Source organism: Bremerella sp. JC817 (assembly GCF_040718835.1).
Lineage (GTDB): Bacteria > Planctomycetota > Planctomycetia > Pirellulales > Pirellulaceae > Bremerella.
On record NZ_JBFEFG010000268.1, the window covers coordinates 603,157 to 614,975 of the forward strand.

Sequence of the window (11,819 nt, forward strand, 5' to 3'; positions counted from 1 at the left end):
AATGACGTGTTAAATCGCCCTTCGAGTTTCCTGGTTTCAGCAATCCGACGTCTCTCGTGCATGACTTTGCAATCGCTCTTCCGTGGAGAGAAAATCGGCTCCTCGATCAGCTGCCCCAGCAGATTTGGCCTGGGCTCCCTTGGCGGTGTGAATATCGTCCAGGCGCCGAGCAAACAGCAGGTAGGTGACCTACTCGGTGACAGTCAGCCACTTGGAGATTCCGCCTGATCAACTGGCGTTCCGCACTTTGTTGACTTGCGATCTAACGGTCCCGTTGACCATCCGACGGCGGGGTCCTGCAGACGGTAGCGAGAGTGGGTAAACCGTGCTATTTTAGCGAGCCTTCACATTGATTCGCAATGATCGATCGAGTTGATGGATTTAGTCGAGAATGCCGGCCAAATCTGCCGGGCCCGATGACGGAACACCCAATGACCAGTCCCACCGCCAAGACCATTCAGATCTATCTGCCGACCGGCGAACCACGAGGCATCCGCATTGCCGAGATCACCACGCGGATCGTCCAAGCCGTACTCATTCCGCGTAGCGACCTGACACTTGGCAAGCTGCGAAGGGAATTGGCTTTCCCCGGGATCTATTTTCTGTTTGGCGAAGATGAGGAAGAAGCTAAGCCGATTGTTTACGTCGGCCAGACCGAAGACGCCGCAAAACGCTTCGACGATCACAACCGCAAAAAGACGTTTTGGAAGACCGCCGTCTTCTGTATCTCGAAAACCCAGAATTTCACCCAGGCCCACATCCGATACTTGGAGTGGTTCTGCATGCATCAGGTGAAAAAGGTGAATCGGTATACTCTGGACAACGGCCAGGTACCAGAGAACTCGACCTACGTGCCAGAGCCCATGGAAGCGGAGTTGCTCGATGTCTTTGAGACGATCAGCACGTTGGTTTCAACGCTGGGGTATCCGGTGTTTGAGCCAGTCTCGCGAAGCAACGACAAGCGTTCGCTATTCTATATCAATACCCGCGGTTGTAACGCATCGGGCGAACTGGTCGAAGAGGGATTTGTCGTCCGAAAAGGCAGCAAGTGTCGTATTGAGCAAACCCCCTCAGCACCAGAACTACTGCAGACGCAACGCAACCGTTTAATCGAAGCTGGCGTCATCGAAGAACGCGAAGGTGTGTTCGAGTTTCTGCAGGACTATCTGTTTTCCAGTCCAAGTGCAGCAGCAGTAATGGTAATTGGCGCCAGGGCCAATGGCTGGACTGAATGGAAGGACAAGCAGGGAAGCACGCTCAGCGATATCCATCGCGATCCGGATGATGCCGCTGCGGAATAATCCCTCCCTGACACTCCCTACAAAGCTCAAAACAAAGTTGGCCGCGAAATAACAACTTCGGACTGAAGCTGTGCAAAATAAAAAGGTAGGCCAGGCAGGACTCGAACCCGCGACCAAGGGATTATGAGTCCCCTGCTCTAACCGACTGAGCTACTGGCCCAAGGTGTTGTCGCACAAAGACTTAAGGCCATTCTCTGCACGTCCTCAATGCCTCGCTGACACCACTTGAAGACACCTGGACGCCAGGTCAGGGCAGACTGACGAACCTTGTTCGGTTCTTTATTGTTGCCCCTGCTGAGTTGGTGCCAAGTCACTAAGTCTAACGGCGAAATGCCATCTGAACCATACCCGACTTTCCCTCATGCATCAGAGCGAGCGACCAAGAAGATCCGCCGTTAGTTTCACTTCTTTGGGCCCTGGAGAGAGATCCGGACGCTGCACTCGCTAAATACCAAGCTCAAGCGAATGACTTGCACGCTGGATGGGTACCTCGGGAGCCCAAACCGGATTGCCTCAATATCGCCGAGCTGTGCAACCATTTCTGTGACACGCAAGACCACAAACTCGAAATGGGAATCATTGCGGATAGCACGCACAAGGACTACATCGACACCTGCGACGCACTGGTGAAGTTCTTCGGCCGAAGCCAGGCAGTCGACGACCTGCAGGTTGAAGACTTCGCGAAGTTGAAAAGGGAACTCGGAAAGACATTAGGGCTTCGCAGTCTTGGGAATGAGATCAACCGAATCAGGATCGTCTTCGAATATGCATGCGACGAAGAGCTCATTGATCGTCCGCTGAGATTTGGAAAGCAATTCACCAGGCCAGCGAAACGGGTACTTCGACGCGAGAAACAGAAGAAGGGGCCCATGATGTTAGAGGCTCATGAGGTCCACCAGCTAATTCGTCACGCAACACCGTTGCTTCGGGCCATGATTTATCTCGCAATCAATTGCGGCCTCGGAAACAACGACTGTGCCAGTCTCTCGTGGGCCTCTTTCGACCTGGATTTCGAAGGGATCGCACTACCATGGCCCTGATCGCAGCCGTCACCCAGGGACTAGCACGTCAGGTACTCGAAAGATGTAAAGACAAGGCTGGGAGCACACTGCCGATCAACACCTTATGAGTTGGGTTCAAAGGCGATCCGAAACATCGATGCACTTTACCCACCAGAAGCGATCTTTCAGGAATTAAATGGACCGCCGCTGGCTGGTACTTTTTCGATGACCTGGGAATATTGCAAGTCAACGAAATCTTGGTGGACGATCAATCTGAGTTTTCGTCGACATTTTGCCACAAATTCGCCCTTGCTATCGACCGCCAAGGTGCGATCTCAACTAAGGATAAACTGAAGCACATTTGGTCGAAAAATTTGTTTCTCGCGCAACTTAACGATGATTCCGCGACTGATGAATCCGAAGGTTTCGCGGAATTGTTTGCGGCCTATTGTCATCCAGAGCTATACTTACTCAATAGGGCAGATTTAGTTAACCACTTTCCCAAATCACTAAATCTCCTTCGCAACTCTGGAGTGATCAGCTAATGGGTATTGCCAAAGATCGGTTTGTCAAATCCATCGAAATCGATGGGGTCCGAGTGGATGTCATGAAACGCTCCGAAGTTGCCAAATTTTCAAAAGGAAAAAGCGAAGGCGATACAGAAAACACGTCTGATCAGTCCAAGGAGACACCGGAATCAAAAGCTTCGCCACCCGCCACCTAAATCGGCATTGCTAAAACGCCGCAAAGAACTATCACCTTGATAAGTCAAATGAGACCTATTCAAGGTACCAGCAAGAATGGCACTCTCTCGCTTCGCCAGCTCTCTTACCCTGGATGGCCTGCCGTGCATCCTGGCCGATCCAGTACTCTACCCGTCTGCCGCAAGACTCGCAAATAACTAACGCTGTCCCGTGGGCCAACACCTAGGCGTCGCCCATGTCCTGATGACAAGCAGCAACGTCGACCAGCTCAAGAAGGCAACCGGCATCGTTCTCGGCTGGCGAGTCACACTCGATAACGATTCTGATTGGAAGTCGATTTCAGGCGATCAAGGTAACGCCTAACCTCATCCACGTTTCGTAATGCTCTGCTGCTATTTCTAAATCACAGCCTCAATCAACGCGAGCATAGAGGAATCCAATTCACCTTCTTAGTGGACAGGCACGAATGGGGACGCCGCGCCAATCTTTCTCGCACGGACCATCTTAGTCTCTCGCACCTTCAACGTTCCCTTGATGCTCAACGGCAACTTCGTTTATTCGCGGCCGTGCAACTGGTCCGGAGCCGGACGTTCTGGATCGTGGCGGCGGTGACCGGTCCCGATGCCGTGGTACGACGGAAGCCGAATCGAATAGACCAGCACGCCGATCGTTAGCGGCAAGACCAGCCACATTGCGTGCAGCACGTTCGTTCCGCTGATCAGGCATAGGCCGACCAGCACGAGGAAGCCGCCGGCCCACACCAGTTCCGGTTTGCGAGGAATGCGGAACACGTTGCAAAACAGAAAGAAGTGCCCCAGCACGAATGGCAGCAGCCACGCCAGCGGACCGACCAGGCCCAGCGCGAAGATGGTCGCCGCGGCGCAGATCGTGATCGCCAACGCATCGGTCATCGAAAAGCGAAATCCGTGGGTTGGCCAGTGTCGAGGCATCGCTACACCTCCCACTCGCTGCGCACGATCTGTCCGGCGGCATCAACCTGGCAGGTCAACGTGCCAAACCGCGTCGCGTAGTTGCGGATGCGCAAGTCACGACAGACAAACGTTGTCTGTCCGTTTTCGACTTCTTTTTCGACCGCATGATAAAACGTCGACAGCTCGCGCATCGCTTGCCAGGGTGGAAGTTCTTCGATGGCGGCTGGCATGGCATCGTCGTGAAGTGGAATGCGTTGCACGTCTTGCTCTTCACCCTGCCACACATTAAGCGTCGACGTCAGACAGGCGTCGCCCCAATCGCGACAAACCAGAAACCGCCATGGAAGCCAGGTCGTCGGGATCACCGAGATGCGTGTGGCTTGCCGATCGTTCGCCGCTTTCGATAACGATACGGCAAGTCGCCTGGCTCGCATGGCGATCATTCCACGTACGGTGATCATCAGCAGCAATCCTGCGACGTAGCCGCCAGAGATCCACGCCAGCCAGAGTCCGTTTCCCCATGCCCACGTCACCAGCGACAGGCCGATCAGCGTCCACAGCAGCATCGGCAGATCAATGAAAAAGATCCAGTCGAGCGCCATCCTGCTTCGCTGGAACGGCCACGCCCAGCGAACCCCGTACGAGTTCGTCAGGTCGAGCCCCACATGCATTACCATGCCGATGGCGATGCCCACCAGCAGTAGGCTCCACTCTGTCTGCGAGGCAATCCACAAACCAGCCGACGCCAGGCCAACCAGCGCAACGGCGGCGACCGAATGGGTATACGTTTGATGAAAGCGAATGAATGCCTGTTTGCCTCCCAGCCGCGAGAACGCATCGAGATCCGGCGCGACATTCCCCAGCACCACGCCACAAGCCAGCTCTGGCTGCCAGGCCAAAAGCCCCGCCGCCGAAGTCGCCCCAATCAAAGCATGCGTTACGATGTCCATCCCTGCATCGTACGCGAAAGATTTCATTTGGTCGCCGGTTTGGTCAAAGTGGGACGCGATGGATGTGGGGCGATTTTGTTGGAACGAAGTCAACGCGGAACGTATGATCTGAACTTCTCGCAGTTGCGTTATCGTTCGTAGCATTGAAGCTACGTTCATCGACCATAGCCCCCGCAAACCCCAGTGGCCCCACCATGCATGTTCATGTTTGCTCCCCAAAACCATACACGACTGTTCAGCAAGCGATTTCGAAACTCGCCCCAAGCGAACTGAATCGCCCGACCGTTTCGACGATCCCGATGCTCGACTTGATGATTCACCATGAGGACCAATTTCAGAAGATCATCCAAGAGCTAGGCATGAGCGAGCCTGATTGCCTGACTCTGGAATACAAAGCCGGGCCATTTGCAGGTCGTGGCACGGCATCCCACACTGATGTCATGCTTCAAAAAGCTGAGCAGTCGCTGGCGATCGAAGCGAAGTGGACGGAACCAATGTATGAAACGGTTGAGAAATGGCTTGCCGGCGCTAAAGGCGATAACAAATCCAAAGTGCTGCAAGGCTGGTTTACGCAGCTAGGCCGAAACAGTTTTCCTGTTGACTACCAGAAACTCATTTACCAAATGGTGCATCGTGCAGCCTCAGCCGCCGAAGCGGGAACTTGTCCAGCCGTGGCCTATTTTCTCTTTGAGGTGGAAGGGTTCAGCTCTGGGGCTTCGCAGGATGCAATTCAAAATGAGCTGAAACGTCTCCGCACCTTTTTACCTGCTTCGTTTCGACTCCATACGGTTAAGGTCCATTTAGAACCGGCGAAAGGTTACGAGAAAATCCGCGGACTTTCACCTGGAGATGAAAAGACCTCTGAGTCTATAGTTTCAAGGCTGCAGCGCAAGGCAAGGCTATTCACACTGAAACATTACAACGTCACATCAGTTGAATAGTCATTTCGAGGCCCGGACAGCGGCTTACAATGGACGCTGTCTCGCATATCTTTCCCTGGCCTAAAAGGGAAAGGGAGATTACCGTTATCCCGACCAGAATGACCGTAATCGAGATGAAGAATGACACTGAAATCGGTCCAACACCAATACGATCAAGGGAGGTTAACCTCCCATGACGCCATCTGCAAAATCCTTCGAACACTCGATCCTGAGCGTGTCGACGAATTGGCGGATCTCGATACCGAACTGGCTTCAAAGCTTCGTCAATTCACCCGGACCTTCGATCCGCACTTGCGGTCGACAGGAGAAATGCCAACCGAGGAACAAGTAGCTCTTGTTAGACGTTGGTATCAACAACACGACAGAAACGAGATTGACTGAAAGGGAGATAGAACTGGCTGGTGTTCTCCAGCAATAACGAATACCAGGTTGGAATCTTTAATATGCCCGTTTCCGTCAGCTGCGAGAGGAAGTCGCTAACTAATAATAGCCCAATCTGTCCATGTCAGCAAAACAGCCGGGAATGATCGAACACGCTTGCCGACAAGCTCCGAGAGTCTCGTCTTGGCGTGCAGACCGCAAACAAATTCTTTGACGACATATTTCGCACCGTCGTCTGACTGAATCACCAGCGTAACGCAAGGGCCGGTGTTCGGGATGATAAAATGCGTTTCGGGCATGACGGAGGGTTCGATTCTGCAAAGGACTCCTCGGAATTTGGGCACTTTGATGAATTCATCAAGGGTCATCTCCTGCGCTACAGAATTGCCTCCACCTCTTACCGATACTTCGCTACTCGGCGTCTCGCGTAAACGAACCTTCGGCTCTGAGTTCCGCCCAAGGAGCATTATGAAAGCTACGCAGACAAGGCACAGCGATGTCGTCGCGAAAGAGAACACCGCCAATTGATTCACTTTCACGTCTAGAACTCCCACCGTATTTCGCTGCGTAAGTCAGAACGAGCCGCGTTCGGCTATTCGGTAGCGACGCGCTGGCCACCGTCGATACCGGGATCGCATCTTAAATGTACCAGCCTGCCGGGGGCTTAGGCAATCCCAAGTGCTTTCTTCCATTCACCCAGCAAGCCAACTTCGATCAAGCTGTCCGGTTTGCCGCTCTTGATCCGTCCAACGTACGTTTGGTCCAGCGTACAGCTAATCTCCAAGTCGTTTTGCCGTGACAATTTCGTCATTGCATCCACGATCGCTGTCACTTCTTCCAGGTGCCGTCGATCGACTTCCTTGGGTAAGTCGGCTCCGAATGGTGGAAGTGCCGTGTAGATCTCTAAACTGCCGCCAATCCATCGTACGTCGCCATCATTTTCGTCTGCCAGCGTCGGTGGTCCGATCACCCATGTCCGACTTTCGGACAGCATAGTGACAACGCTTCGCATTTGATGCCACAGGTCATCGCTCAAATTCTGTCCGCTCGCATAGAAGCAAAACGTTGATCTGGGGTGGTTTGTCTTTACACTTTGCGCCATGTCCTGTCGATACCTTCTGCCGATGAGCACTAAGTTATCCCACTTCAAAGAACGGACCGCGAAGGTGAGGCACCTGGAGCTAGTTCATCGTCGCTGTTCTGGTTTCTCACTTCGTTCCATCCTCTCCCGCTTCCCCTTGCGAAATCTGCTGAACCGCAGCCTCCGCAGCTTCTCTTACCCAGTCGTTTTCTTCCTCTTGGGCTATTTTCTTCAGGCGGGGAAGGGCACTGGCCGCTTGCTCTTTCAGGTTACCCAGCGCGACGGCGGCGGCGTGTCGTACGTAGATCCCGAACGCGACATCGTTGTCATCCAAGGCGGCGATGTAGGCATTCAGGAGCTGGGGTGATGGATTGGGGAGTGTTCCTAAGCTTTCGATCACGCACGACCGCACCAGGGCGTCTTCGTCTTTCAGCGATTTCAGCAATCGCGATTCGGCTGTCTCCGGGGAAATCAAAACGATTGCTTTCACAGCTTGAAAACGAACCATGGTTTCCGGATTGTGAAGCGCTTCGTCCAAGACAGGCAGAGCCGCTTCCGCTTTGGGACCGAGCTTGCCTAACGCCTCCGCGGCTTCCTCAGGGACATCGGTGGCACTTTCGTCATCTTGAACGGCCGCGATCAAATGGTCGATCGCTCCCGTCGAATCGTCGTCGAGCCTGGCCATGGCAAACGCCGCCGCGACGCGGACGAGCGGGTCCGAATCGCCGTTCATCATTGGGCGAAGCTTGACCAGGGCGACCTTTGCTTCTTTGCCCATGCTTGCCAAGGCCATCGCGCTATCGTATCGGACCGGGCGTGTTCCCGCCGCATCGGGTGCATAGTAATGCCAACGGTTCTCCTTGTCGTCCAGCAGTTCGACCAGGCGAGGAACGTTCCGCGAGCCTGCTTCGCCGAGCTCTCCGAGTGCCTGGATCGCCGCCGCGCGGACATCGGGCGATGCGTCGTTCAGGGCAGTCCCCAGAACCAACGCCAAGGCCTGCGGATCTTTCTGCACGGAAACAATCGCCGCGACCGCTTCCAATCGAATCGCTTTGTCCGGGTCACCGAGAAGTCGCTCGAGCGTCGGCAGGGCGTCCGCTGCGGCCTCATCCATTTTCGATAGCGATCGTATCGCCAGCTTGCGGACGTCTGGGGCCTGGCTGCGATTCAGGAGTTCGCAAATCGGCACCACCGCAGGCCTGCCGATCTCGGCCAACGCCTCGACCGCCGTCGTTCCCACCGTGTCGACGGGGAACGTAATCGGGACATAGTCAGGGATGTAAACGGCGCGGCGATCATCGGCCAAAGAATTGACCACCGCCTTAATGGCGAGATCGGAAGTCGGTTTGCGCTGCCCAATCGCGGTGATGGCTTCGGCGCTCTTGATCGCGTCTTCGCCTTGCACAACCGCAATAAGATCTTCCAGCGAAGGCTGCAGGGCCTGGGCGAAACTAAGGACCGGGCATGCCAGGATGGCAACGACAGGGATCAGCAGGAATCGCATCGGAGATCGACGACCTTGGCGACGGAACAGCGACGTTCAGCGCGCCGCTGAAGTGGTGGGGCTAATGAGTCAGACGAGCCTATTGTTGTCCAATTTTCGGTCGTGGGCAAATATTTAGGATGGTTCGAGAAACCAGCCGACGAGCGGACGCTTCCGATCGTCATGCACTCGTTGCTGACACGCATTAATCGCTGTGATCGTCTGTCCATACTTGGATTGCCAGCTCGACGTGCGACCGGAAGCTGGCGATGTCGTACGACAACTTGCGTTTCTTCAGTTTCACCGCCAAGGCATCGACCGCCGCCAGCAGTTGCTCGCCCAGGAACACACGCTGCTCGGCCACCGGCAACTCGGCGAAGTCGCGGTGGAGGTAGAGGTCTGCGTAGGACGCCTTCTGTTTTGCGTTGAACGCCCCGACCTTCAATCGCGAATGCTCTTCGTCCGTGGAATCGGGACGGTGGAGGGTGAAGTAGAACTTCTCGATCGCGTCGCCATAGGCATCTGGCGTCATCGTCGCGCGAAGATGCTCGGCCAGTTCCTTCCGCAACACAACAACCGATCGCGCGGCGTCCGAACGTCCGCAGGAGACTCCCATACTGATCGGCATTTGACGCCGATAGTTTCTCTGCGACGGAAGCGAGTCACGGTCCACAATCGGATACTCTTTTCCGGCGTTCTGCTGCCAGTCGATGGCAGGCCGATCGGGAAAATCAGGGCTTGGGCGAAATTCCGGATTGCAAATCGTCCAGCCTGCCTTCCGCTTGGACCATCTTGCGAGCTGGAAGCGAAATTCATTTTGAGCCGTAACGAATCTCGTTTCCCAGCAGTCGCCATTGAAGTGACTGATGGCGTCAACCGGCTCGCGATCGCCCCATCCGATCATCGCAAGGGTTTCACAAACTCGAACGGCCACGGCCCATTGGTCGGCGTCCGAATATTCGATCAGTTGATCGAATCTCGCCAGCATCTCCACCCGAACCTCGTCCACGTCCTGCGATTCCAGAAAGGTCGATAGCTCGTCGATCGTTTCCAACGCCAGGATTGCTTTTACACTGCTCATGAATTCGTTTCGATTCGCCCAACGATGTAGAGGTTCCTGCGCAAAACTAGTGCCTAACACCAGCATCGCATCTTAAGTATGCCACTGGCCTCTGGCCAGTGAGAAGCGGGCAGAAGCTTCACCGCCCAGTGGCTCTTCACGAAGAATCTCTACGGCAAGCAGGAAGAACCACGTCGCCTAGCTCACTCGCCCAGCGTACGGTACGTGATTTCGTGGCCGCTGGGGTGGCCGTCGCGGGCCATCGGTTGGCTCAGAGAATCTCGCCGTGTCTTCATTCGGTACGACAAACGAATCTAGTCCTAACTAGACTTTGTGCAGGTCGCTGCCATGCGGCGACTGTTGCTGTATGTTTAAGCGAAAGTGCCTAGTGGCACGCATGGAACGATTCGCCTTTTTAGCAGCACGGGTCTAGAACGCGTTCTTCCGAGCTAGTGTCGATTTGCGCTGCACCTCCTGTTTAGTGATGATTAACAGACATGAATACCACTGATTTCTACGGTGATGCTGACAGGTGTTTCGACATGCAAGACTATTCAGGCGCGGTTGCATTCCTTCGACGGGCCATGATGAGTTCAGAGCCTAGTCTTGAAAGCGTTGCGAAGTATTCCAGTGTTGCCCAGGAGGAGCGGATTGCATTTATCCATTCCCTGACTTTGCAGTTTCCCGATTCGTTTGAATGTCACTATGCATATGCAAACGCGCTTTCGAGGACCTATCGACGAGAACAGGCGAGCGCTTTTATTACAGCACTCGTGGCATCCGATAAGTGGCCTGACTTGCGATGTCAAATCATGCTTAGATCACTCCGTTTTGAATGTGCAATTCGTCTCAAGGATGCTAATCGGGCAATTGAGGATTTTCGAAGCATCCTTCAGCTTGCAAGCAGTCGCAAATCTCTTGCTGGTTTTCGAAAGATTCTTTTCAAGCGCATCGCATCTATGGGGCATGTCGCGGACTCTACTATTATTTTTGAACTTTCAAAATTAGAGGATCTTCATGACGGGGAATCAGAGTTTCTTCGCGTTAAATCGCGAGAGCTAGAACTGCTTTCCCAATTCTAGAGGCACAGTGCCGAGGTGAAGCACCTGGCCAGCCTCAAATTCCGGTACCGCTAGGACGCCACTGGTCTCTGGCCAGTGAGAAGCGGGCAGAAGCTTCACCGCCCAGTGGCGTTTCACGACCATGCTCTACGACAAGCAGGCAGAAACCGCGTTGCCTAGCTCACTCGCCCAGCGTGCGGTACGTGATTTCGTGGCCGCTGGGGTGGCCGTCGCGGGTTGTTTGGATGGCGGACGAGGCGTAGCCGTGGGCTGGGTTGCGGACGTAGCTCAGGTACGTTTCGATGCCGTCGTGATCGGTATTGTCGGCGGCGATGATCGCGCCGGGGCGGAGGTGCGGTTCGACCACTTTCAGCACATCCAGGTACATCTCTTTCGCCCCGTCCAAGAACAGAAAGTCGACCGCCGGCGGCATATCGTTCTGCAGCGTCTCGTAGGCGTCGCCAATGCGGAACTGCACCAGTTCCACCAGGCCGGCGTCGCTCAGGTTTTGCCGGGCCCGGGTGATCTTCTCAGGCTCGAACTCGGTCGTGATCAGTTGTCCGCCGCCGTTATCTTGCAGCCCGGCCGCCAGGAAGATCGCACTGATCCCCATGCTGGTACCGAACTCGACGATGTTGCGCGACTGCGAGGTGCGAACCAGCGTGTACAGCAAGTTGCCGAACTCGGGACCGATCGCCATGTAAACGTGCCGCAAGGCATGGAACAACTCGCGCGACCCGCGCGGGTAAGGAGGCTGCGGTCCGCCAGCGCGCGGTGAAAGAGGCGACTTTTCGGCGTCGGCATACAAGTCGTCCAGCAACCGCTGGATGCGAGGGGAAGTGATCGTACAGGTCACGAAGTTGGCTCCTGGCTGGCGCGTCGTGGGTGTGGCGTGGAAGGTTATCCCTTCTATTCTTGCAATGC

General features: G+C 54.9%; 13 protein-coding genes and 1 tRNA gene. 6 read left to right on the top strand and 8 right to left on the bottom strand.

What is annotated here, in order from left to right; translation table 11 throughout:
- Positions 1 to 431 precede the first annotated feature (431 nt).
- Entirely contained in the window at positions 432 to 1,301 is an 870-nt protein-coding gene (locus tag AB1L30_RS13820) for a GIY-YIG nuclease family protein (RefSeq protein WP_367014009.1), read from the top strand.
- Between the two features lie 86 nt (positions 1,302 to 1,387).
- On the opposite strand, the gene AB1L30_RS13825 is transcribed toward AB1L30_RS13820, so the two are convergent.
- Positions 1,388 to 1,461: transfer RNA gene (locus AB1L30_RS13825), tRNA-Ile, on the bottom strand.
- Positions 1,462 to 1,771: 310 nt separating this feature from the next.
- Between AB1L30_RS13825 and AB1L30_RS13830 the strand changes: the two genes are divergently transcribed.
- The 3 genes from AB1L30_RS13830 to AB1L30_RS13840 all read left to right on the top strand — a co-directional run bounded on the left by AB1L30_RS13830 (position 1,772) and on the right by AB1L30_RS13840 (position 3,369).
- Positions 1,772 to 2,341, top strand: a complete 570-nt coding sequence (locus AB1L30_RS13830; protein WP_367014010.1) for a hypothetical protein — start codon at positions 1,772 to 1,774, stop codon at positions 2,339 to 2,341.
- A 505-nt stretch (positions 2,342 to 2,846) separates the two neighbouring features.
- Positions 2,847 to 3,026 (top strand): hypothetical protein, encoded by a 180-nt coding sequence (locus AB1L30_RS13835; RefSeq protein WP_367014011.1) that lies wholly within the window; start codon positions 2,847 to 2,849, stop codon positions 3,024 to 3,026.
- Positions 3,027 to 3,216: 190 nt separating this feature from the next.
- Positions 3,217 to 3,369 carry a hypothetical protein gene (locus AB1L30_RS13840; RefSeq protein ID WP_367014012.1) on the top strand — a complete coding sequence of 51 codons (153 nt, stop codon included), beginning with the start codon at positions 3,217 to 3,219 and terminating at the stop codon, positions 3,367 to 3,369.
- Positions 3,370 to 3,560: 191 nt separating this feature from the next.
- Here the strand turns inward: AB1L30_RS13840 and AB1L30_RS13845 are convergent, their stop codons facing one another.
- Positions 3,561 to 3,956, bottom strand: coding sequence for a hypothetical protein (locus AB1L30_RS13845; RefSeq protein WP_367014013.1), 396 nt, complete (start codon positions 3,954 to 3,956; stop codon positions 3,561 to 3,563).
- A 2-nt stretch (positions 3,957 to 3,958) separates the two neighbouring features.
- Positions 3,959 to 4,888: a metal-dependent hydrolase gene (locus AB1L30_RS13850; protein WP_367014014.1), complete on the bottom strand. Its 930-nt coding sequence runs from the start codon at positions 4,886 to 4,888 to the stop codon at positions 3,959 to 3,961.
- 299 nt (positions 4,889 to 5,187) lie between these two features.
- On the opposite strand from AB1L30_RS13850, the gene AB1L30_RS13855 reads away from it, so the two are divergent.
- A complete protein-coding gene (locus AB1L30_RS13855) occupies positions 5,188 to 5,829 on the top strand; it encodes a hypothetical protein (RefSeq protein ID WP_367014015.1) in 642 nt (213 codons plus the stop codon).
- Positions 5,830 to 6,305: 476 nt separating this feature from the next.
- On the opposite strand, the gene AB1L30_RS13860 is transcribed toward AB1L30_RS13855, so the two are convergent.
- The 4 genes from AB1L30_RS13860 to AB1L30_RS13875 form a co-directional block, all read right to left on the bottom strand.
- Entirely contained in the window at positions 6,306 to 6,749 is a 444-nt protein-coding gene (locus AB1L30_RS13860) for a hypothetical protein (protein ID WP_367014016.1), read from the bottom strand.
- 125 nt (positions 6,750 to 6,874) lie between these two features.
- Complete coding sequence (locus AB1L30_RS13865) at positions 6,875 to 7,204, bottom strand: hypothetical protein (protein ID WP_367014017.1); 330 nt, start codon at positions 7,202 to 7,204, stop codon at positions 6,875 to 6,877.
- A gap of 214 nt (positions 7,205 to 7,418) precedes the next feature.
- On the bottom strand, positions 7,419 to 8,795 hold the full coding sequence (locus tag AB1L30_RS13870) for a HEAT repeat domain-containing protein (protein ID WP_367014018.1): 1,377 nt from the start codon (positions 8,793 to 8,795) through the stop codon (positions 7,419 to 7,421).
- Positions 8,796 to 8,979: 184 nt separating this feature from the next.
- Positions 8,980 to 9,855, bottom strand: a complete 876-nt coding sequence (locus tag AB1L30_RS13875; RefSeq protein ID WP_367014019.1) for a hypothetical protein — start codon at positions 9,853 to 9,855, stop codon at positions 8,980 to 8,982.
- Positions 9,856 to 10,331: 476 nt separating this feature from the next.
- Here AB1L30_RS13875 and AB1L30_RS13880 point away from each other — a divergent pair, with 476 nt between their 5' ends.
- On the top strand, positions 10,332 to 10,916 hold the full coding sequence (locus AB1L30_RS13880) for a hypothetical protein (protein ID WP_367014020.1): 585 nt from the start codon (positions 10,332 to 10,334) through the stop codon (positions 10,914 to 10,916).
- Positions 10,917 to 11,076: 160 nt separating this feature from the next.
- On the opposite strand, the gene AB1L30_RS13885 is transcribed toward AB1L30_RS13880, so the two are convergent.
- Positions 11,077 to 11,751, bottom strand: coding sequence for a class I SAM-dependent methyltransferase (locus AB1L30_RS13885; RefSeq protein ID WP_367014021.1), 675 nt, complete (start codon positions 11,749 to 11,751; stop codon positions 11,077 to 11,079).
- Between the last annotated feature and the right edge of the window lie 68 nt (positions 11,752 to 11,819).